Genomic DNA, 24,455 nt, shown 5'->3' with positions numbered 1-24,455 from the left:
CCTCAACAAAAAACAGGAAGCTCAAAAAATAGAAAACGCCCTCAAAAAAACCCTGGAGGAGGGTCTTGTGACGCCGGACCTCGGTGGGAAGCTTGGCACCATGGAGATGGCTGAAGAGATAGCAATGCGCCTGGAGGAGTGATATAATGCGTACAGAGGACGTCAGGAGGGACATGCCCCTCCTAAAGGACCATGTCTACCTTGACGCTGCAAGCACAACCCCCACACCACTCCCTGTTGTCAGGGTCATGACAGAATACTTTGAGGAATACAATGCCAACACCGGGAGGGGCGCCTACTCCCTGGTGCTAAGGGCCACCAGGAAACTCCAGGAGGCCCGGGAGAAGGTTGCTGGATTCATCAACGCCTCCAGTGATGAGATAGTATTCACCAAGAACACCTCTGAGGCCATCAACATCGTGGCGGGGGGCCTCAGGTTCAGGAAGGGGGACTCAGTTGTTGTGCCAAACATCGAACACCACTCCAACTTCCTGCCATGGCTGAGGCTCCGTGAGAGGGGAGTTGATGTGAGGGTGGTGAGGGCAGATGAAGGGGGCGTGGTGGACCCCGGCAGAATAGAGGACGCTGTTGATGATACCACGAGGCTCGTCACCGTGACCCACATCTCCAATGCCCTCGGTACGGTGCAGGATGTGGAGGAGATAGGCAGGGTGGCCCATGAGGCTGGAGCCCTCTACCTGGTTGATGCCGCCCAGTCCATAGGTCACATGGAGGTTGATGTCAGGGCCATTGGTGCTGACTTCGCAGCATTCCCGGGACACAAGGGGACCCTGGGACCGGTTGGCACGGGATTCCTCTACTGCAGCAGGGAGGTTCAGGAAGAAGTTGAGCCACAGATGCTGGGGGGAGGCACGGTGCTGGATGTCTCAGAGGACGGATATGTACTCGAGGATTTCCCTGCGAAATTTGAGGCCGGCACCCTAAACATAGCAGGGTTAATTGGCCTTGGCGCCTCAATAGATTACATGGAGAGGATAGGAATCAGGAGGATCCATAGACATGGAATGAAGATGACAGAGGAGCTCCACAGTACCCTTTCAGCCATCGATGCTGTTGAATGCTATGGTGACCCCCAAAATATTTATGGTATCCTCTCCTTCAACATAAATAACATGGACCCCCATGACGTTGCAAAGATTCTTGATGAAACCGCCGGGATCTGTGTTAGAAGTGGTCACCACTGCGCTATACCTGCAATGAAGCACCTGGCGCTCCATGAAACCGGCGGCACCGTCAGGGCATCCATACACTACTACAACACATCAGAGGAAATTGAACTCCTCGGAGAGACCCTCCAGGAAATAGCAGGGATGGGGTGATTCAATGAATAAGGCACAGGCAATAGCATTGCTGATAGTGATAATAATGGTTCTGAGTACCATTGCAGGTGCACTTGTACTCTAAATGGAGGTATTGGATGAAAAAAGTCAGGATAGGGGCTGTTGTAGCTGAGTTTAACTATGACATAACCCACATGATGCTGGAACTTGCAAAGGAACATGCCAGATTCCTTGATGCTGAGATAACCAGGGTGATTGCTGTACCCGGCGTGTTTGACATGCCACTGGCAGTGAAGAAACTCCTCCTTGAGGATGATATAGATGCCGTGATAACCCTTGGGGCGGTCATCGAGGGGGCCACCGATCATGACCAGATAGTTGTGCAGCACGCTTCACGTAAGATAGCCGACCTGGCCCTTGATTATGACAAACCCGTGGCCCTTGGAATATCAGGACCAGGAATGACAAGGCTTGAGGCCCACCAGCGTGTTGACTACGCCAAGAGGGCTGTCGAGGCGGCTGTTAAAATGCACAGAAGACTTAAAGAGGATATATAGTTTCTGGAGATCTTCCATGGAGATACTCAGGCCATCTGACCTTAAGGAGAGGTTCCAGGACCCCTGGATCTCACCCTACCGGAAGGTCCTCACAGTGGTTGATGGGGACCTGGTTGAGATCCTGGAGTACCACCCCTGCGTTTCAGGGTCAGAGTGGATGATATATCAGTACCAGAGGTCCAGCAGGCTTATAGAGAGGGCCCGGAGGGACGGTAACAGACACAGTTACCTTGCACGTACAGGTAAGGCACCCATTGAGCTCCAGGCTAGTCTTAACGCCGCCGGGATAGAGGAGGTGGCGGTTGAGGGCGATGAGGTCCGTGTTGTGCATGCAGGCCTTGCAGGTGCAGGTGTCGGTGCCGCCATGTGCCGTGGCATGGCTGAGGGTGTTAAGAGGATCGAACTCTACGAGTTGGGGGGTGGTTCAAAGCCGGGCCGGGCCGCTGTCATAACCCCCCGCCTTGAGAAGGTCGTTATAGGGATAGATGACACAGACACACCTGAGAGCGGGGCCACCTGGACCCTTGCAAACAACATAGGGCTGGAGGCCAGGACGAGGGGTTTTGAGTACCTTGACCACGTCACGGTACAGCTCTACCCACACAACCCCCACAAGACACAGAACTGTGTGTCGGTTGCCCTTGCATTTGCAGTTAAACCTGGTGAAGCAGATGAACTGGTGGCACTGGTAAGGGACCTCCTGAGGGAGAACACCCTCTCAGATAAGACAGCCATGGCTGTAATGAAGGGTATAGTGGTGCCTGGAAAACTAAGGGACTATGCGGCAAGATCCAAGAGGACCCTCATGGAGTTGGAGGAAGCCGAAAGAGTAGCCAGGGAAGCTGGTGTGGAGCTAATTGAGATCACTGGTTCCCAGGGCAAGATAGGGGCCCTCGCAGCCCTTGGACTCTACGATGATCCTGAGGAGGCCGCCAGGGTCTACTACTAATTGAATAAATTTCGCTGTTTATGGTGGCCCAGTACTCCTTAGGAACCCTGTTTCCCTATGAATTCAGAGCCACAGGTTCAGGAACCTTCCCTCAGAGGATTTAGCAAAGCGCATATCATCCATAGCACCACTCTGGACCTCAATTTTTATTACATGACCTCCCCAGTAAATCCTCTGCTCGGTGTCCTCGCCCCTGAATATTATTCTTCCCGCAGAAACACCATTAAGGAAAACCGTGTATGTGCCATTCTCCATAGCCCCGGTGGTGCGTGCAACCATCCGATCATCCACATAGATCCGTACCTCTGCTCCGGCCGAATCATCCTCCTGGATTATGATGCCATTGTAGACCGTCAGATTTGAGCTGGAGATATTTCTCACTGCATAGACCTTGCTGAATATCTTGCGGAGGTTACCATCCTGGATGACATCACCCACCTTGAGCCCCAGGGCGTTCCTTGCCCCGGATGGCACCCTCATTATGTTGGTTTCACCTTCCCGTGTCCTGTTAAGTGTATAGGCCTCTCCGGCCAGGAATATGCGGTCGCCGTAATTGAGGTCAAGGGTGTTTATGGCCTCCTCGGGAATTCTTATTGAATTATTCTCATTTTCAAGGGCGCTATCAACCCTGTATGGTCCCCTGACATCGAATGTCCTGTTTTCAGTGCTCTTCTTCCATATTATGAGGTTTCCAGATGTTGGTTCAATGGATATCTTCCCGTCATCCACCTCCACAGCCCCCAGGAGGGTTGATATCATTGCAATGAGTATGAGGGCAGATATGAGTATTGGGAAGTGCATGTAGATGAATGACCTCACTGTCTGAAGCTTCCCTGCTGAACGCCTGAAAACATATATGGATCTCCGGATGAGCCTTAAAAAATAGTAGACCGCCATTATAAATCCTGCAAGAGATATTATAACACCCAGAACTGCAGGTATGGCTCTTATGAAGAATATGCTGAATATTCCCAGAGTTGTGAGTGACAGGCCAAGGATGCACATCCTTATGGATTTTCCCATGGAATCCATCATGGTTATCCTGCCATACTCAAGGGCCCTGTCAACTATTGTCCTCACAACCTCGTTGGCGACGACATTGAGATCCTTCAGGCTTGCCATGTCATGGTGTATGCTCCCGATATCCACCTCCCTCACAGTGAGGCCCAGGACATCGGCGTCCAGTACTATGCCAACATCAACCCCGTAGTCCTCCTCAAATTTCATCTTCTCAAGGGCTGATCTTTTAGCTGCGAACTGTCCGCTCAGGGGCTGTTCAAATTTTATCTCAGGGAAGAAGAACTTAAGGAGGGGTTTGGCTGTTAACTCAGTAACCCTCCCTGCCCTTCTTCTGAATCGGGTCTTTGTGAGGTCAGCCCTCCCATTGATTATGGGTTTTATCATCCTTTCAATCTTTTCGGTTGTCATGTTCTCAAGGTCAGCGTCTACAAAGACCACTATGTCGCCCCTGGAATGCTTGAAACCTGTTTTCAGGGCTGCACCCTTTCCTCGATTGCTTGTATGCCTTATAACAGTTGCACCTGCATCCTCTGCAACACCTGCAGTGTTATCTGTGGATCCATCATCCACAACTATGACCTCATCCACCATATCTGATTTTCTCGCTGCTTCAATTACAGTTCCAACCGTTTTTTCCTCATTGAATGCTGGTATAACCACTGATACAGTGTGCTTTTTGTCCTTCACTGCCCTGAAAGCGCATAGAAAGAACACAACCATTAGAATGAGCCATGACATCAGTACACCTCTGATCCTCTGTAACTCTCTATGGTACAATCCACTTATATATTGTTAAGTGGCTGAGAGCTGCTCGTGGCGATGAGGTGAGCCATCTATTAAATATGACCTCAGATAGATCTTTCTGTATAAAGTTGAAGGTGAATCTACAGATGAAGCCCAGAGTGATGATACTCCTCGGAAGTGCATCTGATTTCAGGATAGCTGAAAAGGCCATGGGAATCCTTGAGGAACTCAGAATACCCTATGACCTCAGGGTTGCCTCAGCCCACAGAACACATGAAAAGGTGAAGGTAATAGTATCAGAGGGTGTAAAGGCGGGTGTCGAGGTATTTATAGGAATAGCAGGGCTTTCAGCCCATCTTCCAGGCATGATATCTGCAAACACCCACAGGCCCGTTATAGGGGTCCCTGTTGACGTTAAACTTGGAGGACTCGACGCCATCTTTGCATGCTCACAGATGCCCTTCCCGGCCCCTGTTGCCACTGTGGGGGTTGACAGGGGAGAAAACGCCGCAATACTAGCTGCTCAGATAATAGGGATAGGGGATCCCGGGGTAAGGGAAAAGGTTGCGGAGCTAAGGAGAGGTTTCTATGAACGCGTGCGGAGAGATGAATGTCAGGTGCTCACCAGCATAGAGGGGTCCTACTATGCGCCCCTGGAGATTGAAATGCCTCCCATGGAGGATAGGGCCCCATCAGATTCTGAGGATGGGCCAATGGTATCCGTAATACCTGGCAGCTACTCTGACATGAAGATAGCCAAGAAGACCACCATGTTCCTTGAAAGGATGGGTATAAGCTATGATCTAAACGTCATATCACCAATAAGGTACCCTGACAGATTTGAGAGGTACCTTGAGAAGATGGAGAACGTGAAGCTCTTCATAGCAATAAGCGGCCTCTCCGCACATGTGACAGGTGCTGTCGTTGCCCTGAGCGACAGGCCCGTTATAGGGGTCCCATGTCCCCTCAAGATGAACGGCTGGGACTCACTCCTCTCAATGATCAACATGCCCCCTGGTGTGCCCGTTGGGACGGTGGGGGTGGGTAACGGTGGTAACGCCGCAATACTTGCTGCTGAAATGCTTGGGATATACGATGAGAGGATAGAATCCAGGATAAAAAGTATAAAGAGCCGTTCCGTTAAGTTCTAGGATTAAGATGTGGAAGACGGAGAAGAGACATTCACTTAGATTCTGATGGTGATTTAATGAGACGTTTTCTTGACAAGATCGGCGATGAGGCCATAGTAATTGAGGATGAGGTATCAACCAGTTTTGAGGCTGCCAGCATACTGAGGGAGCATCCAAGGGACCTTGTTATACTAAAAAACCTCAGAGAATCTAAAATACCGGTCATATCAGGGCTCTGCAATACCCGGGAGAAGATAGCCCTATCCCTCAACTGCAGGGTCCATGAGATAACCCAGAGGATAGTTGAGGCCATGGAAAACCCCACCCCCATCAGGAGGGTGATGGGGCTCCATGGTTACAGATCAGGGAGGGCTGACCTCTCAGAGCTCCCAGTCCTCAGACACTACAGGAGGGATGGTGGCCCCTACATAACCGCAGGGGTCATATTCGCCAGGGACCCTGATACAGGTGTGAGGAACGCCTCAATTCACAGGATGATGGTCATAGGTGATGACAGACTGGCCGTCCGCATAGTGCCGAGGCACCTCTACACCTACCTCCAGAGGGCTGAGGAGAGGGGTGAGGACCTTGAGATAGCCATAGCCATAGGTATGGATCCTGCAACACTCCTTGCCACCACCACCTCAATACCCATAGATGCAGATGAGATGGAGGTAGCAAACACATTCCATGATGGTGAACTGGAACTTGTGAGGTGTGAGGGAGTCGACATGGAGGTCCCCCCTGCAGAGATAATCCTTGAGGGGCGTATACTCTGTGGTGTGAGGGAAAGGGAGGGTCCCTTTGTTGATCTGACAGACACCTATGACGTTGTAAGGGATGAACCCGTCATATCCCTTGAAAGGATGCACATCAGGGATGATGCGATGTACCACGCCATTCTACCGGCCGGCTTTGAGCACCGCCTCCTCCAGGGTCTACCCCAGGAGCCACGGATATACCGGGCCGTTAAGAACACCGTCCCAACTGTCAGGAACGTTGTTCTAACAGAGGGTGGGTGCTGCTGGCTCCACGCCGCTGTGTCCATTAAAAAACAGACTGAGGGTGATGGTAAGAACGTCATAATGGCCGCCCTTGCGGCCCACCCCTCCCTGAAGCATGTCGTGGTCGTGGATGATGACATAGACGTCCTTGACCCTGAGGAAATTGAATATGCTATTGCAACAAGGGTTAAGGGCGATGATGACATCCTCATAGTTCCAGGGGCCAGGGGTTCGTCCCTTGATCCTGCTGCGCTGCCGGATGGCACCACCACCAAGGTCGGTGTCGATGCAACTGCACCCCTTGCTTCGGCTGAGAAATTCCAGAGGGTCAGCAGGTCAGAGTAAGCAGGCCCTTAACCATTTTTTACTCTTCTAAATTAATCTCTGAGAAATTTGTTCAGCAGGGAATCCATGTTCAATCAGTTACAATATCCATTTCAGAGCCGCAGAACCTGCATCTTCCATCAGCCAGTCCCGGGGTCTCTGTGATGTAGCCATCCCTCCTTACAACCAGTTCCCCGCAGGATGAACAGTAGGTGTTCTCTGCATCGGTGCCCGGAAGGTTACCAACATATACGTACCTCATTCCAGCCTCAAGTGCCAGGTCCCTCGCCCTCATAAGCCTATCAGCCCCTGTGGGTGGTACATCCTGCATTCTGTAATGGGGGAAGAACCTTGTGAAGTGCAGGGGAACCTCGACTCCCACCTCAGAGACCATGAAGTTTATGAGGGCCATTATATCATCGTCCGAGTCATTGTATCCGGGTATCAGGAGGTTTGTGACCTCAAGGTGGATGCCCATATCATGCATCCTTATTATGTTCTCAAGTACTGGTTCAGGTTTTGCATCGCAGAGTTCCCTGTAGAAACTCTCTGACATCCCCTTTAGGTCAACGTTTGCAGCGTCCAGGAGTGGCCCTATTATGTCAAGGGCCTCCCTGCTCATGTAACCATTTGTTACATAGACCGTCGCCAGTCCCTCGGCCCTTGCAAGTTCTGCTGAGTCAATGGTGTATTCGAGCCACATTGTGGGTTCATTGTAGGTCCAGGCTATGGACCGGCAGCTGGCATTGAGGGCATTTTCAACGGCCTCCTCAGGGGACATGTACCTTGTGGGAAATTCGTCTATCCTGGCCTGGGATATGCTCCAGTTCTGGCAGTACCTGCATCTGAAGTTACACCCCACACTTCCAAGTGAATATACGAGGGTTCCTGGATGGAAGTGGAAGAGAGGCTTCTTCTCTATGGGGTCAACGGCTGCCGAGGACACCTCACCATAGGTGAGTGAGTATACCCGTCCGTCCCTGTTTTCACGGGTGAGACAGTAGCCCCTCCCACCTTCAGGTATGAGGCACCTCCTGTTGCACACCAGGCACCTGAGCCTATCACCGACCCCTTCATAAAGTATGGCTTCCTTCCTCATGGCATACCCCCTATGCGGGGCTTAGATGTTCATAGCCCCTCACCTGTAATTTATATGTAGCTCCATCCTTATCAACCATTTCAATACTGCCTCCCCCGGTGACCTCACCGATTACATGAATATCCATCATGGTGGAGAGTTCTTCAATCCCGGCGGGGTGTGCTGTGAATACCAGTTCAAAGTCCTCGCCATAGTAGAGGGCCAGTTCAAGTGGATCCATGCCAAGGATGGCTGCAATCTCAGGGACCTCCTCTCCTATGGGTAAGCTTTCCTCATATATCCTCATGCCTGTCCCGCTTGCATCCATGAGCTCCCCGAGTTCACTTACCAGGCCATCGGTTATGTCAGTGGCCGATGAAACCAGGCCGGATTCTGCGAGGATGATTCCATCCTCTATGCGGGCCACTGGTCTGAGGGATCTCTCAACTGCATCTTCAAAGCCCTCTGTACTTTTACCAGAGAGTATGAGTTCTGTACCCGCTGCACCAACCCCCAGGGGTCCTGTGACAGCCACCAGGTCCCCTGGCCGGGCCCCGGACTTCATGAGTACCCTGTCCTTTGCCGCCCTGCCGATGGCTGTACCTGAGAGTATTATTTCATCTGCCTCGTTTGTGTCCCCTCCCATGAGGGGGGCTTGGTAGTGACAGCATGCCTCTATCACGCCATCCATTATGGAGTCAAAGAATTCAAGTTCAAGGTCGGGTAGGGCCGCCGAGAGGATGAATCCTTCAGGTCTAGATCCCATTGCAGCAAGGTCGCTCATGTTAACAGTGACCGTCTTCCAGCCCATATCCCGTGGTCTTCCAGGGTCAGGGAAGTGTCTGGTCTCAAGTAGGAGGTCAGAGGTTAAAACGAGATAATCATCCCCTGCATCTATGAGGGCCGCATCGTCCCCCAGTCCCATGAGCTTTGATGATCCGAAAACTGATCTGGATCTGGATATTATCCTTGATATGAGTTTTTTTTCCCCAAGGGAGGATATTCTATCATGCATTTTATCAAAAATAGTTGGATGGGAACAGTTAAATTGCTGATTTAACCCTGTCCCGGATTATCTCGGCTATCCTCGGGTCAGCGCCGAGGGGTTCTGTGTATACTATCTCACCATCGAATTCAAATTCTTCATGCTCATGCTCATGCTCATGGTAATGGTGTCCTTCGCTGCCGTTGTCAAGGCCAAGTATGTGGGGTATGTCATGTTTTGTGTGCACTCCATGGGCCAGGAAGACAGGTGTGACTATGATCTTCTCAACACCCATTGCTGCAAGTTCATTTATTGCCTCGGGTATTGATGGTCTTGACATGTTCATGAAGCCCACTGCAACGGGGTGGTCTGCATCCTGTCGGTAGATGTCGGCTATACCGTTTATAACCTCCTCACCGTAGGGAAGGCGGCTGCCGTGCCCCACCAGGAGAACGCCTATCTTAGGTTTTTGGTTTGAATTTGAATCCATAGGATATCACTCCATCCTCGCCCTCTTCTCTAACCCTTCTGAATACCATCTCAACCTCATCGCCTATTTCTATTGAATCAGGGTCGCAGTCCACTATCTGGCTTGTTACCCTTGCACCCTCCTCGAGTTCTACTATGGCCACCACGTAGGGGGCTATGTCCTTGAACTCGTCGGTGGGGGTGTTTATGACTGAGTAACTGTGTATCCTTCCCTTCCCGCTGAACCTCAATTCCTCGAGTTTACCCTTACGTCTGCATTCAGGGCATATTATCCTGCTGGGGAAGAAAACATTCCCGCACTGAAGACATTTTGAGCCTGTAAGATTGTAGCGCTGGGGTATATGGCGCCATGTCCTGACGGTTTCTGTCATCATGTAACCTCCATACAGTAATCACTTTTCATTATCTATCTTGGTTCATTATAATTAAATCATACGGTCATCCCCTATTTAAATCACTGGCTCCCTGAAGGGATAATAAAGATCCCTGTTGCTCAGAGATACTGTATAATGTATACTGAACTCCCTTTAGTTATAAAATGGGCTTATATTCATTTTTTTCATCAAAGAGAATTAATAATACTTTATTAATATATAAGTAATATTTTTATATCTGTAATACTTAATTTCCATATGGTGATATTATGGATGATTGTGGATACGTCATGGCAGGCACAGCCCTCCTCCTGATGATACCTGCACTCATAGTCACAGCCATGATGCTGAGTCTCAGTGAAGCAAACAGTGACATGAAGACAGAGCGAACACTTTCAGCCTCCGTGGAGGGTGCTGCATGGGATATCAGGGACAATATCCCCATCATAACACGGGAAATCCTGAATGAAACCGCATGGGAGGTCATCAATGGTACCATCCCTGAAGGTGATGTCAGGGAACTGGTGAGGGGGCGGGTCCAGGAGCGTGTTGACCGTCTGTGCATGAGCCACAGGAACATCAATGCAAGCTGCAGGGTGAATTCAGTTGAAGGAACAGAGGACCCCTTCCAGGTTGAGGTCAACTCAACAATTGAAATCCATGGAGGAGACATTGAACACGCTGAGAACATATCTGTGAGGGTCACGGTTGAGGGACTCCCTGATCCACTGCCCTTCAGGGTCCTGGGGAGGCCTGAACACAGTGCCACCTCAATAGAATATGGTGATGCCCTCAGGGGGTACCTTGACTCTAAGGGTGTGGATGGTGAAGCATACGTCAATGCAACGGGTCCCCTCATAATAAGAAGATGTCCCTACGAACCCTACAGCTGCCATGGACTTGAGGGGCTTCATGCCTGCATTCTAAATGGATACTACCATGAAAGCAGGGATGGTGCCTGTTACCTCTGCAGGCTGGAGGGAAAAACATCGTGCCCCCACATGGGACTTGAAACATTCATAATCCCCTCAGTGGATGTGGGGGAGGCACCGGTGTCCATTGACCACGTCCTCTTTAACGAAACCTACAATGGGGAGGCCCTTAACATCTCAGGGTTCATCATTTACCTGGACGGAGGTCACAGGACAAAGTATGGAGTAGAAACCCCATGATAACCTCAACCTTCCACCTTCACAAAAAGTACGGAGCAGAAAACCCATGATACTCTCAACCGACCTTCTACTTTCACTGATCATAGTGGCCGTTATCCTTGGGACATCTGCAGAACTGATGGACATCCAGGAGAGGCGCCTCAGCGAGGAGTTCAGGGAGGGTCACGTGGACCAGGAAGTCACTGCCGCAGCTGAAATTCTGATAAAAAGCCCCGGAGATCCTTTGAACTGGGAAAAAATTCCTTTAAGTGCCTGTAAATCACCTGGACTGGCTGTGCCTGGTAAGAGAGGAGTGATATCCTATGAAAAGTTCAGGAAACTCCAGTCCCGGCCTGAGATCCTTGGCAGGGCATTCCATGGTATGAAGGTGCAGCTCGTACTGAGACCCGTCAACTCCAGCATCAGTCCACTGGTGGCCGGGGAAAACATCAGCGGGGATGAGGTTTCGGTGCTGAGAAGACCCGTTAACTGCAATTTCCTCTCAGATTATGTAATAAAACTGAATAAGGCCGTCTGTCCCAGGACACATGGTGAGAACTGGACCTGCATGAATTTCCACTTCAACAGTTCAATGGATTATTATCTGATCTCTGAGACACAGGATGGTTCATGGGTGCTGGATACAGACCTTAACAGGAGCTGTGATGAGATGGATCTCATCTATGGAAGCATTAAACTCAACCTGACAGGTGATGGTGTGGCATGGCTACATGTCCATGGCAGCGGAAGGGTGTCCGTTGTTGCCCTTCCCCATGGCAGCAGGGATTATCTCATGCCACCAGACTACTTCCATGTCCAGCCATGCATAATTGAGGTCATCACAGCCCCATGACAGCCATTATGGCTATGACGAGGCATGTGTTTGCCACAGGATCCGTCATGCTCGTTGAAAGGGGGATCACAATGTTATCAGGATCGAGTCTAAGCCTGTATGATGCCGAGCTGAGATAGAAGCCCACAAGAAGGAGGAATGGAGTGAGCATGTAACCTGCAATGGAGCTTATGAGAACCATCCTCCATGGACCCAGGGATCCTATGCCGAGGAAATCGCTTACGACGTGGGCCAGTAGCCCTATCGTGGGGTATATGAGGAGGGACAGCACAGCGATTATCCCGAAGTTCCTGAGGGCCTCCCCGTGGGGTCTCAGGGATGCTGGAATTATACCTGAGTGAAGCCCTGAGGAGAGCCTTGCACCGAGTATACTCACCAGGTCCCCGCTTTCACCTGAAAATAGAGGCACGAGGGCCAGTATAGCCGGGTTGTCTAGTATAAATGATAGTTTACTGTTTAGAACTGTACCTGCAGTCGTCCCCAGGGCAGAACAGATGAGGAGGACCGGCACGCTCTGCTTGATAATCTTCCTGAGATTGTATCTTCCCCTGAAACCAGCTATGAGGCCGGCTAAACCCATCAAAATGAATCCTATGAAGAGTACCCATTCAAAAAATCCGTTCCTGACCATTTCAAGGACTGCAAGGGCTGCAAATATTGATGGTAGCGTGAAAAGGTCCCCTGAAGCTGCAATGAGGGGGGTTGTCACGTTATCCGGGTCCCATCCATTTTCATAGCTCTTAAGGGAGATGAGAACCGTTGCAGGGAGCAGGAAAGCCCCGGAGATTATACCCCCAATGACGGAGATAACAGTGAAGTCCATTATCCCCATGCTCTCAAAGCCGAAGAGGTGGCAGAAGATCCAGGCCATGAATCCCAGGAAGAGTGACATGACCACCGTCAGGATTATGGTTCCTTCAATGTTGTCTGCAAGGACATCTGATCTTCGCAGTTCAGGTGAGAGCACACCGATATGGAGGCCAGACCCAATGCGTGAGCCCAGGGCTCCGAAGATGTTACCCCTCATACCTATGGCCCCGGGTATGAGTACAAGGAGACCTGGGTATGATTCAAGCATGGGGGACATCTTACCAAGGAATATGCCCGCCACAAGGTCCCCCATTGCACAGATGAAAAGGGCAACGAAGCTTTCCCCGATAATTCTCCTGGAATCCCTGAAAAAGCTGCCAAACTTTCTGGATAGGTTAAAGGCCCTTACCCATCCCCTTGAGGCGGCTATGGAGATGTTCACCGTGAATGTTAGCAGGGACTGGAGTAGGATCCGAGTCATCCTCAGAAATCTTCCTCTTCTCTTCATGAATATCACCTGCTAACATTTCCATCATCCGCCGCTACTCTATACTGCAGCCAATATCCTCAAGGGTCATCTCATTCTTCGCCAGTGCAAATAGTAGCTCTGCTCCTGCCTCGTTTCCCTTGGCAATGAGTGTATCCCTCTCTGCAAGTACCGTGTTCCTGTCAGGCCCATATATCCATGATTCGCCCCTTCTAATGGCTATAACCCTCATACCTGTCCTGGTTGCAAGTAGAAGGTCTCCAAGGGATTTTCCTGCGAGCTCGGATCCCTCCTCAATGGTTACCCTCACGATGATCTCGTCAGACTCCTCCATGACCATCTTGAAGACAGGGTGGGGCTTTATTCCCTTGAGCACCAGATCAGCGATATCCTTGGCAGAGTTTGCAATGCTCTCAGCAGCTTCACCCACCTCAAGGAGGGCTGTGAGTTCCTCAGCGTCCTCTACGGATCTCGCTGCAAGCAGTGACTCCTTCTTTATCTCATAGTTGAGCCTGTTGACCTTGTTCTCAAGTTTTATAACTTCTTCAGCAGCATCCCTGCTGTTAAATAGCAGTGCCGAGTAGGCAAGATCCACCATGAGCTCCGAAAGGTTCTTCATTTCAATGAGGATATCCTTAACACTCTTAGACAACTTTCATCCTCCTGGGCTGGTGGGTTGATATTGGATGAATTAAAATAAATATGTTGCTGTGATGGAATCATCTGACTAAAAAATGAAGTGACCGCCAGGTACTTGAGGTCCAGAGATGCCTTAGGGCATTAACGTGATCATCTCCGCATAAGGCACTCTCTACGGAGTTTTAGGAGCTCCCTCTTTTTATTCGTGAGATCATCTGCCCCTGAAATTATCTCTCCAAGGCCCCTCCTAACGCATTCAACTGCACTGTCCGTGTGTATCCATGTACAGTCCTGGCAGCTCCACACTCCCCGGTCCCTTATCCAGCGCCCACCGGTGGACCCCTCGGCACATGGGTAGAAGGGACAGTAACAGAATGCACAGTTCTGACCCTCAAAGTGACATGGATAGAACTCACATTCCTCATCTGGACCTGAGGGTTTTCCCAGGGGGTTTTCCTCATAGAACTCCCTTGCAAGTTCATGGAGGGGTGTCTCCACAGCGTAGCCCCTGGGTGTTATCATCTGACCATCCCTTGTGTAGGTCGTTACGTTGCCCACCAGAACTATGGTTGACATGTCCACGAGGGACTCGTCAAGGGCCTCAAGGTCCACTATCCTGACATCGGGAGTCCCGTCCACGGTCCTGACTATGCCAACCGGTGTCTTAGGAGGTAGTTCAGACCTCAGTATTTCAACCGCCTCCCTGAAGGGCCGTTTCCTCCTCTTTCCAAGTGGATTGTAGAGGGCTATTATCATCCCGGACTCTGCAGCAGCCCTGACCTTGGCCCTTATTTCAGATAGGGGTGTAAGGATGTCACTCAGACTTATAACTGCAAAGTCATGGAGGGGCGCTCCAAGCTTTGACGCTGCATAGTTAACCGCTGTAACACCAGGTATGACCTCAAATTCGATGTCTGAATATTTATCAAATATCTGGAAGAATACGTTGGCCATGCCATAAACACCAGGGTCCCCTGAACTCACAAGTGCAACATCAAGGCCCTCTCGATGTTTTTCAATGGCCAGTTCCACCCTTTGAATTTCATCCCCCATACCACTCCTTATGACCTCCTTTCCATCAAGTAGATCCTCTATCTGGCGTATGTACCTTGCATAGCCTATAACGACGTCAGAATCCTCCAAGCCCTTCAGGGCCCTTATGGTTATATCATCCCTTCCTGGTCCAATTCCTATTATCCTTATCATGAAGCCACCTGAGACTTAATTTAAACCCCTCTCCGCGTGGAGAGACCATGAAATCGCCGCCAATGACTGGCCTCAGTAGATCCTTGTCACCGATAAAATCCTCAGGGTCTTCACATCGACCCAGACCCCCGATGACCTTGTCTGCGCCCTTGCAGCTGCAATTACACTGAACTGTTCAGTCGGCCTTATCACTATCTGGCCCTTTCCTGTCTGATTTTCACGGTACCCTGTTGCTGTTATATTGATTTCAATCATCTCAAGGGAGGTGTCCTGGGTGGTTGTTGCATTGAGGGATCTTATATTTATACCATCCAGGCTAGTCTTGTTTTTAAGGGCGTCTGCAACGTCTGCATTGTTTATTATCCTGACCTCCTCAGGGCCTCCGGTGATTGTGGAGGTTATGTTTTTACCTGAATCAAGGAATGATGAGACAGTTTCTATCTGCATGTCCATGAGTTTCCCTATATCCGGGGGCCTCGACGTTACCAGGGTGTATGAGCTTATAAGTCCCACCTCAAAGAAGGCCAGGAACATGATGAGGAATAGCAGGAGTCTGATTATCCTTGGCAATGCATCACCTTTTTCTCTGTGATTAAACCCAAAGGGTAAATTAATATTTTGATAAAGAATATATGAACTCAACATAATATTTACTGCACACATATTTTAAATCTTTTCTGAATCAAATCAAGATCACTTTACAGGGCAAATGAAGGATTAAAATGAACGAAATAATCGGGAAATTTGCAAGGGAAGGGATACTAATAGAGGATAATGCCTACTTCAGGCTACGGGAAATGGAGGACCCTGTAACTGTGTCCTCAGAGCTCATAGTTAAGATAAAGAGCAATGGTGCTAAATTCACAGTTTTAACCTCTGAAATGCTGGATGAATTCTTTGAAATAGATAACCCCTCCGAGATAAAGGCCAGAGGTCCCCTGATGGTCCCTGAAGAGAGGGAATTTGATTTTAAGGTGATAAGTGACACAAGTAACCGCTCCTACACCAGCGGTGAGATAGGGGACATGATTGCATACTTCAACAGCCGCTACAACCGCCTGAAAAGCCTTCTCAGTAAGCGTTCTGAACTGAAGGGCCATATTCCAATTGCTGACCTGCGGGGGGGAGATGACGTCATCAGCATAATAGGGATGGTTAATGATGTCAGGAGCACCAAGAACAATCACAGGATAATTGAACTCGAGGATGATACAGGTGAAATCAGTGTTGTTGTGCACAACGAAAATCACAGGCTCTTTGAGAGGTCCGAGAAGCTTGTTAGGGACGAGGTTGTGGGTGTTCAAGGAACAAAAAAGGGTAGGTTCGTGGTTGCATCCGAGATATTCCATCCAGGGGTGCCCAGGATACAGGAGAAAGAGATGGACTTCTCAGTTGCCTTCATATCAGATGTTCATATAGGGAGCCAGACCTTCCTTGAGGATGCCTTCATGAAATTCGTGAAATGGATAAACGGTGATTTCGGTTCAGAGGAGCAGCGGAGTCTTGCAGCCGATGTCAGGTACCTTGTGGTTGCAGGTGACATCGTTGATGGTATTGGTATATACCCGGGCCAGGAGAAGGAACTCCTTATAAAGGACATCCATGAACAGTATGAGGAGGCTGCAAGGCTGTTCGGTGATATAAGGAGTGACATAAAGATCATTATGATCCCTGGAAACCACGATGCCTCAAGGATAGCGGAGCCCCAGCCAGCGATACCAGAGGAATATGCAAAATCACTGTATAGTATCAGGAACATTGAGTTCCTCAGCAATCCATCCCTTGTTAGCCTTGACGGTGTGAGGACCCTCATATACCATGGCCGTAGCTTTGATGATATGGCCATGAGTGTTAATGGGCTGTCACATGAAAGGTCAGACCTCATAATGGAGGAGCTCCTTGAGAAGAGGCACCTTGCACCAATTTATGGGGAGAGAACACCTCTGGCATCTGAGATAGAGGACCACCTTGTCATCGAGGATGTGCCGCATATACTCCACACCGGCCATGTGCACATAAACGCCTACAGGAAATACAAGGGAGTGCACCTCATAAACTCAGGTACCTTCCAGTCCCAGACAGAGTTTCAGAAGATCTACAACATTGTCCCCACCTGTGGTCAGGTTCCTGTTCTTAACAGGGGTGTGATGAAACTCCTTGAATTTAATTGAGGTTATCCTCTGATAAAGCCGGCCGAAGTTGCTAATGAGTTGATACAGTGCAGGCTGTTGAGCCACTTCACAGGTGATAGACTTGAACACGATAAGAGAGGTTGTTGACGTTTCACTTCATATTTACAGGACAGGGCTTGTATCTGGTATAGGTGGAAATGTGAGTGCAAGGCGTGGTGACAGGGTCTTCATAACACCCACCATGGTACCCCTCGGTGAGGTTTCACTCAGGAATGTTGTTGTGGTGGACCTTAATGGAAGGGTCCTCAGGGGAGGGAGGCCATCCTCTGAACTGGAACTCCACCTGGAGGTCTACAGGGCACGGCCAGATGTGGGTGGGATAGTGCACACACATTCACCATATGCTAGGGCCTTCTCCATTGCAGGGGTTCAAATTGAGAAGATGGAAGGCTTCAGGGGTCTCGGGAGGGGTTACATACCCATGGTTCCCTACCACCCTCCAGGCAGCAGAGAACTTGCAGCTGAATGCGGCAGGGTGATGGCTGATGAGGATGCTGCCATTCTGGAAGACCATGGGGTTGTATGTGCAGGTGAAAGTCTAAGGGACGCACTTCTACTGGCAGAATTCGTTGAGGAGTCTGCAAGGACCCAGTTCATATCGGGGGTCCTGGAATCAATGAAAAAATAATCAGCCGCATAAAAATATTAAAACTGGTTTAACCTCCTGAAACCCTGAAAATTAGAAACAGTTTATTCCCTTATGGATTCAAGTTCGCTGAGTATCTCCCATACCAGCGTCCTTGCATGTATGGGTATGTTGGGGTCGTTGCTTATCTCATCGAGGATGGATATAACAGTACTGGCCCTGACTGTGCTGTCCTCATCAGGGTTATTCAGGATCTCATTTGATTCCTCTGCTGCTCTTCTAATGTTCCTGGGGACGCTGCTGTCTTCCATAATGTGCCTCAAAATTTCAGAAACGCGATTGAATGTTTCATTACTCATGTTGGGTCCTCCCTACTGATTCCTGAAGAATACAGAATAATGTTTATATTCAATCTCGTTTATATCATTTGGGTTAAAAAGATTTTGGTTTCCCTGAAACTGCAAGTGCAGCTGTGACTCCATTGGCCTTTGTTTTTCTTATTACGAGTTTTGAGTCCTTACCAGCGCTGCTGAGGGCTGCTGCTTCACATACACTCCCCACTCCAAATTTTTCATGGACAAATTCAGAAAAGGAGTGGGTATTCTGGGACTCAAGTTCTTCAGGGCCTATGAATTCAAGAGGCACCCCCAGGAGCCTGGCGGCCTCCATTATCCCCCCCTCCTCCCTCTTCATGTAGCCCGTTGCAATGGCATCAAGCCGTTCAGGAGGTATTTTAACCAGTTTCAGGGTGTCCATGATGAGGGCGATTACTCTATCTGATCCAACCCCCCTCCTTGTCCCTATCCCCATGGAGAGTTTCAGGGGGGCCAGCCTCATGACCCTGGAGTTGCAGTGTGCCCTCACAATCTCGTCTCCCTCAGGTACATAGCTGTAGGTTCGGCTCATATCATCATCAATTAGGGCCTCCAGGTTTCTGGATGAGTGAAGTTCGACCCTGTGCCCCCTGATAATTGAGGAGTTGAAGTGCCTGATGAGGTGGGGGTCAAGTATCCTGTAGAAGTACCTGGCTGCAAATGTATCGATACCTACGAGGCCATTGACGTCTGTTGATGTTGTTATAACAGGATTCGCGCCTATAAGGCCTGCAAGTTTAATTGCAAAGTCATTGGCACCCCCTGCATGACCAGAGAGCAGACTTATAACATTTGAGCCCATTTCATCAACAACCAGGACCCCCGGGTCTGATAATTTGTTACTGATCAGCGGTGCCATCTTTCTCACCATTATACCTGCAGCCATTATACCCACTATAACATCACTTTTAGCGAAAACATCCCGCAGGTCCATGTTCCGGTGTATAACCTCAACTGAGAGGATGGTTGGATCATTGATGAGTTTCTCCCTTATTTCCTCCGCGAGTCTTCTTGCCCTCTCTGTCAGTGTGACTATGGTTACCATCATGCTATCACAAGCATCAGCACATTTTAGTATGAGGTCAAGCCCTTTATGGTATCACAAGCATCAGTCCCGCTGCAGAGGCTGTGAAGATTATCAAGGTCATTGAGCTCAGTTTCACGGCCTCAAGAAGTTTTCCGCTGTTCAGTTCATCAGAGGGGTCACCGAGGACATAAACCCCTGGCTTTTCCAGCTGAACTGAAAGGGCCCCTGCCGCTGCAGCCATGGTGAAACCTGAGTTTGGGCTTGGGGTCATCCTGGCATCCCTCAAAAGGATCCGGAGGGATCCCCTCCAGTTCATGCCGAGGAGAAGGGCTGCAGGGACCATCAGGAAACCTGTTATTCTCGCTGGGATGTAGTTGAGTACATCATCCAGCTTTGCAGGGAACCACCCTATATCTCTGTTCTCGTTGTCAAGGTAGCCTACCATGGCATCAAGTGTATTAACCACCCTGTACAGGAAGGCGCCTGGAAGGCCGAGGAGAATGAAATAGAAGAGGGGGGCTGTCACTGAATCCGTAATGTTTTCTGTGAGAGTCTCAATGGCCGCTGAGGTTATCTGTTTGCCTGATAGGGAACTGGTATCCCTGCTAACAAGCATTGAAAGTTTCTTCCTGGCCTCTTCAATGTCATCATTGAGGGATCCTCCGACCTCCAGGGCAGAGGTTACGAGCAGCCTCACTGATATCACCGCTGAAAGTAGGAGGGAGGATATCATGACATTCAGGGGGCCTTGAATATGGTTGATCAGTAGTAGGGGAAGTGTGAATGGCACTGCGACTGCGACTGTAAGGACTATACCCGACGTGCGACCTTTTCCAAGGAGTCTCTTCATCACCTCTATTGCCGAACCCATCCAGACAACAGGGTGAACCCTTCTGGGTGGTTCCCCAAGGAGAACGTCGAAGATGAGGGCTAAGAGGAGGACTGAAACTTCATTCATGTACTCCTCTTTTAACTGTGCTCCATTATATAATTTGAGACCTGTAATAATTTTCATATATATATTCATGAATTGATATAGTTATAGCCGTGATAACATGTCCAGTGAAATGATCAAGAAATGGCTTGAGGAAGAGGGTTTCCTGCGTATGGAAGTCCCTGACGAAAACGCCAGATTCCACTATGTTGTGAACTACCCGGATGATCACGTTATTGATATAATCCAGCCAGCAGGTAAGGAGGACATGGTCCTGATAGCCTGCGCAACCAGTGTTAGTCCAGAGCATCAGGCAGGGATCCGGGCACTTAGCATGGAGAAGCGGACTGAATTCATATGGAAGGTCCGTTTTACACTGAATCGCTTCGGGGTTGATTTTCAGCTGGATCACCCGGAGAACGTCCTCAACAGTTACCTTGTCACCGATGAGATATTCTTTGATGGACTTTCAAAGGATAGATTAATTTCAAGTATAAAAAATGTGTTCAGGGCCAAACTGCAGGTCATGTGGATGATACAGGAACGTTTCGGTGAAGAGCGAACTGAACATGATAGCATGTATGTTTAGGGGGGTCAGTTTCAACTGTAATGCTTCCTTGAAATTTTATTCTGCTCTGTGGGGGATCCTTTTCAACTGTAAGATTATCTGAATAACTCTTCCTGGAGTGTGGGTCAATGATTTCAAGTGTAACATCTATCTTATCACTTGTTATCTCAGGTCAGAGAGGTCAATTTCAACTGTAACCTGCGGATGTATGTGAGTGTCTGACAGAGAGAGGTCAATTTCAACTGTAAATTTTTATTAAGAGTTTCATCTAAACGATGACATTGGTTTCAAGTGTAACATTAGCTCCCAGTTACAGGTTCAAGGAGCAGGGGGAGAACCTTAAATACAGTTGAAGTGGATGTCTCAAAAAATCATGGTTGATTAATAACAACTTACACTTGAAATCAATGTCTCTCTCAGAGGATATCAGTAGTAACATCATGTTACAGTTGAAATGGATGTCTCACACCTACCAACTGGAGCATGAATTAATAATAATTGATACACTTGAAATCCACCTCTCTCATCTGATTTCTGTCAGTGACGCATATAGTTACAGTTGAAATGGATGTCTCACAGGCATTATTATCTAAAACTCTGATTTTAATAAAAACTTTTATCTAATAGTTAGAATAAGAGAATTTACACTTGAAATCCACCACACCCAGAATCTAGGGCATGGTATTGAAGGGGCGCTGCCAGCTAAAAAGGTCAAAATAATCCTAAATTTAACTGCACACAAGTTTCAGGGCCTTTATTGAGATTTTACGCAGCAGTTTTCTCTAAAAATTAGTTGAAGTGGTACTATGAACATTTTTGATGAGATAGGGGACAAAGAATCTGTTTTTAAGGATAAAAAATATCTTGATCACAGGTTCCTTCCTGACAGGTTACCCCACAGGGAGGAACAGATACGATCCATAGCCAAGTACTGGGTTGAGGCCCTCAATGGAGTCACACCCCCTGATATCACAATCTATGGTAAAACAGGTACAGGGAAAACTGCAGTTGCAAAATTTGCAATGAAGCAGCTGAAGGAAGCATCGAAGGACTGTGACGTGAATATAAGGACAGAGTACATCCGCTGCACAGATTACACAACAGAGTACCAGGTGATAGCAAGATTATGCCAGCAACTTGGTCGTGATGTCCCCTACCGTGGCTGGACAAAGGCTGAAATCGTGAACACCTTCAGGAACATGTTCAAGAAAAACGCCTTTGGCCAGGATATGATACTCATGGTTGTCCTTGATGAGATAGACATACTCCTAAGAAACGATGGTGATGGCCTCCTTTACACCCTAACAAGGACGGATAATGTCTCCATCCTCTCCATAAGCAACTATGTCGAGTTTAAGAAATTCATAAAACCCAGGGTCAGGAGCAGCCTCAGGGACAGGGAAATAGTTTTCCCACCCTATGGAGCCCAGCAACTTGTTGACATCCTTGAGGAGAGGTCGAAGCTGTCCTTCAAGGAGGGTGCCCTTGAGGATGATGTCATACCCCTCTGCGCAGCCCTGGCGGCAAAGGAGGAGGGTGACGCAAGGTACGCCCTGGACCTCCTGAGGACAGCCGGCGAAATTGCTGATGAAAGGGAATCTGACATGGTCTTGGGCGACTTTGTGAGGGAGGCCAAGGACTACATAGAACACAACAAGATCACAGACATAATACTGACACTGCCAAGCCAGCAGCAGAGGGTGCTTGAGGCCATACTCTACCTTACAAAGAGGAAGGAGGAGATAACCTCCGGAAGGCTCTATGAGGTCTACAAGGAAATAGCTAAGGGAGACTCTGTTTCCTACAGGAGAATATTTGACTTCATAAATGAGCTTGAAATGCTTGGCCTGATATCCACAAACACGGTCTCAAGGGGAAGGGGTAAGGGACGTACAAATATAATAGACCTCCAGTGCGAGACATCGATCCTGGAGGATTCACTCTGGGGTGTCTGATGCTGTCCATGGACATTTCCTGTCAAACTATCTTCTGATTCTCTGCTCCTCCCCTCCCCATTATTAACATCCTCAAGAGGGCCATCCTGACCGGAACACCATAAAATGCCTGCCTGAAGTACATGGCCTGTGGAAGCGAATCCACCTCAGGGGATATCTCATCTATCCTGGGGAGTGGATGCATCACTATCAGGTCCCTGTCAGCAACGGCGGATCTATCTATGTGGTAGGCTCCCCTTATCCTTGAATACTCCTCAGGGTCAGGGAAGCGTTCCTTCTGTATCCTTGTAACATAAAGGACATCCACATCGTCTATGACATCATCAAGTCTTTCTGTCTCCTTAACCTCAACTCCTGCTCCCCTCAAGTCATGTATAATGTTATCTGGCATCCTGAGGACTGGCGGTGATACAAAGCTCATGCTGGCACCGAAAACAGCAAGGGCATAGGCAAGTGAGTGAACTGTCCTCCCGTATTTCAGGTCACCAACCAGTGCTACGCTGAGGGAACCTATCCTCCCAAAGTACCTCTTCATGGTGTAGAGGTCCAGTAGGGTCTGGGTAGGGTGCTGCCCGGCACCATCCCCTGCGTTTATCACAGGAACATCCACAACGTCCGATATGTAACGGGCCGCACCTTCAAGGTTGTGCCTTATAACTATGGCGTCGGAGTAGGCCGAAAGCATCATTGCGGTGTCAGTAAGGCTCTCACCCTTGACTGCGGATGTTGCCCCTGTATCTGCAAATCCAACAACGCTCCCCCCCAGGCGTTTCATGGCAGTTTCAAAAGATAAACGCGTCCTTGTTGATGGCTCATAAAACATCATCCCGAGTATCTTCCCCCTGAGGGCGCTGGAAGATTTCTCTCCTGATGCAACAGGCTCCATCTTCTCGGCTTCCCTGAGGATGAACTCAATATCCTCCCTTCTAAAATCCTTTATTGAGATAACGTTTTCAAACATCAGCAACCCTTCCAGATTTATTCATAACCTACTTTCTCATGAATGTCAGGTACCCTGTATGACCGACCATCCTTGTACGGGGCCTTGTTCCCTGCTTTCTGACCTCTATTTCACGTTCAATGGTTTCAAATGTCCTTATATCTGTGAATCCAACCTTTGAACCTATTCTGTGTATCAGCTTCACCTGTTCAATGTAGGGGTTGTAGAAGACTGCCCAGCCACCCTTCAGGAGGGAATCATGAACATCCTCCATAAGCTCCCATGGCCTTGGCAGATCAAGAAAAACCAGGTCGAGGTCATCCTCCTCTATACCCTCCTTTATATCCCTGTTCTTAACCTCCACATTTTTGAATCCAAAGGCTGAAATGTTTTTCTCTGCTATCTCAGCAAATTCCTCACGTATTTCATAGGTTGTCACGTGCCCTGATTCTCCCACCATATTGGCGAGGTACATTGCAACTGTACCCGCACCGGTACCCGCATCAACAACCCTTGAACCTTCAACTATCCCGGTATATGCACATATCATCCCTATATCCTTGGGGAGGAGTATTGAACACCTCCGCTCCATGAGTTCAAGGTAATCTGAGAGGCTGGGCTTTATGACATAGATCTCCTTTCCGAGGTGGGTCCTGAGGACATCCCCTGGTTTGGAATCCTCAACTTTTTCTGCCTCGATGATTCCCATATCACTCTGGAAGTCCTCTCCTTCCTCTAAAAGATATTTTTTACCTCTCTCATCCATAAGTATGCGCAA

Annotated in this window: 26 protein-coding genes; 12 read left to right on the top strand and 14 right to left on the bottom strand. The window is 49.0% G+C overall.

The features are described 5' to 3' along the window. The 4 genes from DNK57_RS04285 to mmp11 form a co-directional block, all read left to right on the top strand. Nucleotides 1-142 (top strand): isocitrate/isopropylmalate family dehydrogenase (locus DNK57_RS04285; RefSeq protein WP_264291554.1); only part of this gene is annotated, 142 nt, incomplete at its 5' end. Nucleotides 143-146: 4 nt separating this feature from the next. After that, nucleotides 147-1,340: a cysteine desulfurase gene (locus DNK57_RS04280; RefSeq protein ID WP_192961799.1), complete on the top strand. Its 1,194-nt coding sequence runs from the start codon at nucleotides 147-149 to the stop codon at nucleotides 1,338-1,340. Between the two features lie 98 nt (nucleotides 1,341-1,438). Further along, nucleotides 1,439-1,858, top strand: a complete 420-nt coding sequence (gene ribH / locus DNK57_RS04275) for a 6,7-dimethyl-8-ribityllumazine synthase (RefSeq protein WP_192961798.1) — start codon at nucleotides 1,439-1,441, stop codon at nucleotides 1,856-1,858. A gap of 16 nt (nucleotides 1,859-1,874) precedes the next feature. Continuing rightward, entirely contained in the window at nucleotides 1,875-2,807 is a 933-nt protein-coding gene (gene mmp11 / locus DNK57_RS04270; protein WP_192961797.1) for a methanogenesis marker protein 11, read from the top strand. A 63-nt stretch (nucleotides 2,808-2,870) separates the two neighbouring features. Here the strand turns inward: mmp11 and DNK57_RS04265 are convergent, their stop codons facing one another. Beyond that, nucleotides 2,871-4,565 (bottom strand): glycosyltransferase, encoded by a 1,695-nt coding sequence (locus DNK57_RS04265; RefSeq protein ID WP_192961796.1) that lies wholly within the window; start codon nucleotides 4,563-4,565, stop codon nucleotides 2,871-2,873. Nucleotides 4,566-4,717: 152 nt separating this feature from the next. Between DNK57_RS04265 and purE the strand changes: the two genes are divergently transcribed. Both purE and DNK57_RS04255 read left to right on the top strand, forming a co-directional pair. After that, nucleotides 4,718-5,722: a 5-(carboxyamino)imidazole ribonucleotide mutase gene (gene purE, locus DNK57_RS04260; RefSeq protein WP_192961795.1), complete on the top strand. Its 1,005-nt coding sequence runs from the start codon at nucleotides 4,718-4,720 to the stop codon at nucleotides 5,720-5,722. Nucleotides 5,723-5,778: 56 nt separating this feature from the next. Then, nucleotides 5,779-7,050, top strand: a complete 1,272-nt coding sequence (locus DNK57_RS04255; protein ID WP_192961794.1) for a UbiD family decarboxylase — start codon at nucleotides 5,779-5,781, stop codon at nucleotides 7,048-7,050. Between the two features lie 70 nt (nucleotides 7,051-7,120). On the opposite strand, the gene amrS is transcribed toward DNK57_RS04255, so the two are convergent. Genes amrS through DNK57_RS04235 form a run of 4 tightly spaced genes read right to left on the bottom strand, consistent with a single transcriptional unit; the run spans nucleotide 7,121 to nucleotide 9,952 of the window. Continuing rightward, a complete protein-coding gene (gene amrS / locus DNK57_RS04250) occupies nucleotides 7,121-8,128 on the bottom strand; it encodes an AmmeMemoRadiSam system radical SAM enzyme (RefSeq protein WP_192961793.1) in 1,008 nt (335 codons plus the stop codon). A 10-nt stretch (nucleotides 8,129-8,138) separates the two neighbouring features. After that, entirely contained in the window at nucleotides 8,139-9,122 is a 984-nt protein-coding gene (gene thiL / locus DNK57_RS04245) for a thiamine-phosphate kinase (RefSeq protein WP_192961792.1), read from the bottom strand. A 28-nt stretch (nucleotides 9,123-9,150) separates the two neighbouring features. Next, on the bottom strand, nucleotides 9,151-9,582 hold the full coding sequence (gene cfbA / locus DNK57_RS04240; RefSeq protein ID WP_192961791.1) for a sirohydrochlorin nickelochelatase: 432 nt from the start codon (nucleotides 9,580-9,582) through the stop codon (nucleotides 9,151-9,153). After that, nucleotides 9,554-9,952 (bottom strand): Zn-ribbon domain-containing OB-fold protein, encoded by a 399-nt coding sequence (locus DNK57_RS04235; protein WP_192961790.1) that lies wholly within the window; start codon nucleotides 9,950-9,952, stop codon nucleotides 9,554-9,556. Before DNK57_RS04235 ends, cfbA begins: the two co-directional genes overlap by 29 nt. A 272-nt stretch (nucleotides 9,953-10,224) precedes the next feature. Here DNK57_RS04235 and DNK57_RS04230 point away from each other — a divergent pair, with 272 nt between their 5' ends. Together DNK57_RS04230 and DNK57_RS04225 are read left to right on the top strand one after the other, a co-directional pair. Further along, the gene (locus DNK57_RS04230) at nucleotides 10,225-11,127 is read left to right on the top strand and encodes a hypothetical protein (protein ID WP_192961789.1); all 903 of its coding nucleotides are present in this window, start codon (nucleotides 10,225-10,227) and stop codon (nucleotides 11,125-11,127) included. Between the two features lie 46 nt (nucleotides 11,128-11,173). Then, nucleotides 11,174-11,959 (top strand): hypothetical protein, encoded by a 786-nt coding sequence (locus DNK57_RS04225; protein ID WP_192961788.1) that lies wholly within the window; start codon nucleotides 11,174-11,176, stop codon nucleotides 11,957-11,959. Here DNK57_RS04225 and DNK57_RS04220 read toward each other — a convergent pair. The 4 genes from DNK57_RS04220 to DNK57_RS04205 all read right to left on the bottom strand — a co-directional run bounded on the left by DNK57_RS04220 (nucleotide 11,946) and on the right by DNK57_RS04205 (nucleotide 15,671). Beyond that, nucleotides 11,946-13,277: a magnesium transporter gene (locus DNK57_RS04220; protein ID WP_226891042.1), complete on the bottom strand. Its 1,332-nt coding sequence runs from the start codon at nucleotides 13,275-13,277 to the stop codon at nucleotides 11,946-11,948. The genes DNK57_RS04225 and DNK57_RS04220 overlap by 14 nt on opposite strands. A gap of 34 nt (nucleotides 13,278-13,311) precedes the next feature. Next, complete coding sequence (locus DNK57_RS04215; RefSeq protein ID WP_192961821.1) at nucleotides 13,312-13,875, bottom strand: potassium channel family protein; 564 nt, start codon at nucleotides 13,873-13,875, stop codon at nucleotides 13,312-13,314. A gap of 170 nt (nucleotides 13,876-14,045) precedes the next feature. Beyond that, complete coding sequence (cobJ, locus tag DNK57_RS04210; RefSeq protein WP_192961787.1) at nucleotides 14,046-15,101, bottom strand: precorrin-3B C(17)-methyltransferase; 1,056 nt, start codon at nucleotides 15,099-15,101, stop codon at nucleotides 14,046-14,048. A gap of 72 nt (nucleotides 15,102-15,173) precedes the next feature. Next, nucleotides 15,174-15,671 carry a hypothetical protein gene (locus DNK57_RS04205; protein ID WP_226891040.1) on the bottom strand — a complete coding sequence of 166 codons (498 nt, stop codon included), beginning with the start codon at nucleotides 15,669-15,671 and terminating at the stop codon, nucleotides 15,174-15,176. Nucleotides 15,672-15,823: 152 nt separating this feature from the next. Between DNK57_RS04205 and DNK57_RS04200 the strand changes: the two genes are divergently transcribed. Next, the gene (locus tag DNK57_RS04200) at nucleotides 15,824-17,272 is read left to right on the top strand and encodes a DNA-directed DNA polymerase II small subunit (RefSeq protein ID WP_192961785.1); all 1,449 of its coding nucleotides are present in this window, start codon (nucleotides 15,824-15,826) and stop codon (nucleotides 17,270-17,272) included. A gap of 73 nt (nucleotides 17,273-17,345) precedes the next feature. Then, nucleotides 17,346-17,921 carry a class II aldolase/adducin family protein gene (locus tag DNK57_RS04195; RefSeq protein WP_192961784.1) on the top strand — a complete coding sequence of 192 codons (576 nt, stop codon included), beginning with the start codon at nucleotides 17,346-17,348 and terminating at the stop codon, nucleotides 17,919-17,921. Between the two features lie 62 nt (nucleotides 17,922-17,983). On the opposite strand, the gene DNK57_RS04190 is transcribed toward DNK57_RS04195, so the two are convergent. From DNK57_RS04190 to cbiB, 3 genes are all read right to left on the bottom strand, one after another. Continuing rightward, nucleotides 17,984-18,238 carry a UPF0147 family protein gene (locus DNK57_RS04190; RefSeq protein ID WP_192961783.1) on the bottom strand — a complete coding sequence of 85 codons (255 nt, stop codon included), beginning with the start codon at nucleotides 18,236-18,238 and terminating at the stop codon, nucleotides 17,984-17,986. Between the two features lie 73 nt (nucleotides 18,239-18,311). Further along, a complete protein-coding gene (locus DNK57_RS04185; RefSeq protein ID WP_192961782.1) occupies nucleotides 18,312-19,301 on the bottom strand; it encodes a cobalt-precorrin 5A hydrolase in 990 nt (329 codons plus the stop codon). Between the two features lie 43 nt (nucleotides 19,302-19,344). Then, a complete protein-coding gene (gene cbiB, locus DNK57_RS04180; protein ID WP_192961781.1) occupies nucleotides 19,345-20,238 on the bottom strand; it encodes an adenosylcobinamide-phosphate synthase CbiB in 894 nt (297 codons plus the stop codon). 97 nt (nucleotides 20,239-20,335) lie between these two features. On the opposite strand from cbiB, the gene DNK57_RS04175 reads away from it, so the two are divergent. Together DNK57_RS04175 and cdc6-1 are read left to right on the top strand one after the other, a co-directional pair. Next, nucleotides 20,336-20,803, top strand: coding sequence for a DUF2299 domain-containing protein (locus DNK57_RS04175; protein ID WP_192961780.1), 468 nt, complete (start codon nucleotides 20,336-20,338; stop codon nucleotides 20,801-20,803). Between the two features lie 785 nt (nucleotides 20,804-21,588). Continuing rightward, nucleotides 21,589-22,737: an ORC1-type DNA replication protein Cdc6-1 gene (cdc6-1, locus tag DNK57_RS04170; protein ID WP_192961779.1), complete on the top strand. Its 1,149-nt coding sequence runs from the start codon at nucleotides 21,589-21,591 to the stop codon at nucleotides 22,735-22,737. Nucleotides 22,738-22,759: 22 nt separating this feature from the next. Here cdc6-1 and pyrB read toward each other — a convergent pair whose 3' ends face one another. Together pyrB and DNK57_RS04160 are read right to left on the bottom strand one after the other, a co-directional pair. Continuing rightward, nucleotides 22,760-23,698: an aspartate carbamoyltransferase gene (gene pyrB, locus DNK57_RS04165; protein ID WP_192961778.1), complete on the bottom strand. Its 939-nt coding sequence runs from the start codon at nucleotides 23,696-23,698 to the stop codon at nucleotides 22,760-22,762. Nucleotides 23,699-23,726: 28 nt separating this feature from the next. Beyond that, nucleotides 23,727-24,455, bottom strand: a complete 729-nt coding sequence (locus DNK57_RS04160) for a tRNA (adenine-N1)-methyltransferase (RefSeq protein WP_192961777.1) — start codon at nucleotides 24,453-24,455, stop codon at nucleotides 23,727-23,729.

The organism is Methanothermobacter thermautotrophicus (assembly GCF_014889545.1).
In the GTDB taxonomy this organism is placed as follows: domain Archaea; phylum Methanobacteriota; class Methanobacteria; order Methanobacteriales; family Methanothermobacteraceae; genus Methanothermobacter; species Methanothermobacter thermautotrophicus_A.
This window is presented reverse-complemented; position numbering and strand designations above follow the sequence as displayed.

Excerpts from the sequence above, each read along its gene's own strand:
- DNK57_RS04280 (WP_192961799.1), top strand. The coding sequence starts at position 147 with ATGCGTACAGAGGACGTCAGGAGGGACATGCCCCTCCTAAAGGACCAT.
- ribH (WP_192961798.1), top strand. The coding sequence starts at position 1,439 with ATGAAAAAAGTCAGGATAGGGGCTGTTGTAGCTGAGTTTAACTATGAC.
- mmp11 (WP_192961797.1), top strand. The coding sequence starts at position 1,875 with ATGGAGATACTCAGGCCATCTGACCTTAAGGAGAGGTTCCAGGACCCC.
- DNK57_RS04265 (WP_192961796.1), bottom strand. The coding sequence starts at position 4,565 with ATGTCATGGCTCATTCTAATGGTTGTGTTCTTTCTATGCGCTTTCAGG.
- purE (WP_192961795.1), top strand. The coding sequence starts at position 4,718 with ATGAAGCCCAGAGTGATGATACTCCTCGGAAGTGCATCTGATTTCAGG.
- DNK57_RS04255 (WP_192961794.1), top strand. The coding sequence starts at position 5,779 with ATGAGACGTTTTCTTGACAAGATCGGCGATGAGGCCATAGTAATTGAG.
- amrS (WP_192961793.1), bottom strand. The coding sequence starts at position 8,128 with ATGAGGAAGGAAGCCATACTTTATGAAGGGGTCGGTGATAGGCTCAGG.
- thiL (WP_192961792.1), bottom strand. The coding sequence starts at position 9,122 with ATGCATGATAGAATATCCTCCCTTGGGGAAAAAAAACTCATATCAAGG.
- cfbA (WP_192961791.1), bottom strand. The coding sequence starts at position 9,582 with ATGGATTCAAATTCAAACCAAAAACCTAAGATAGGCGTTCTCCTGGTG.
- DNK57_RS04235 (WP_192961790.1), bottom strand. The coding sequence starts at position 9,952 with ATGACAGAAACCGTCAGGACATGGCGCCATATACCCCAGCGCTACAAT.
- DNK57_RS04230 (WP_192961789.1), top strand. The coding sequence starts at position 10,225 with ATGGATGATTGTGGATACGTCATGGCAGGCACAGCCCTCCTCCTGATG.
- DNK57_RS04225 (WP_192961788.1), top strand. The coding sequence starts at position 11,174 with ATGATACTCTCAACCGACCTTCTACTTTCACTGATCATAGTGGCCGTT.
- DNK57_RS04220 (WP_226891042.1), bottom strand. The coding sequence starts at position 13,277 with ATGAAGAGAAGAGGAAGATTTCTGAGGATGACTCGGATCCTACTCCAG.
- DNK57_RS04215 (WP_192961821.1), bottom strand. The coding sequence starts at position 13,875 with ATGAAGAACCTTTCGGAGCTCATGGTGGATCTTGCCTACTCGGCACTG.
- cobJ (WP_192961787.1), bottom strand. The coding sequence starts at position 15,101 with ATGATAAGGATAATAGGAATTGGACCAGGAAGGGATGATATAACCATA.
- DNK57_RS04200 (WP_192961785.1), top strand. The coding sequence starts at position 15,824 with ATGAACGAAATAATCGGGAAATTTGCAAGGGAAGGGATACTAATAGAG.
- DNK57_RS04190 (WP_192961783.1), bottom strand. The coding sequence starts at position 18,238 with ATGAGTAATGAAACATTCAATCGCGTTTCTGAAATTTTGAGGCACATT.
- DNK57_RS04185 (WP_192961782.1), bottom strand. The coding sequence starts at position 19,301 with ATGATGGTAACCATAGTCACACTGACAGAGAGGGCAAGAAGACTCGCG.
- cbiB (WP_192961781.1), bottom strand. The coding sequence starts at position 20,238 with ATGAATGAAGTTTCAGTCCTCCTCTTAGCCCTCATCTTCGACGTTCTC.
- DNK57_RS04175 (WP_192961780.1), top strand. The coding sequence starts at position 20,336 with ATGTCCAGTGAAATGATCAAGAAATGGCTTGAGGAAGAGGGTTTCCTG.
- cdc6-1 (WP_192961779.1), top strand. The coding sequence starts at position 21,589 with ATGAACATTTTTGATGAGATAGGGGACAAAGAATCTGTTTTTAAGGAT.
- pyrB (WP_192961778.1), bottom strand. The coding sequence starts at position 23,698 with ATGTTTGAAAACGTTATCTCAATAAAGGATTTTAGAAGGGAGGATATT.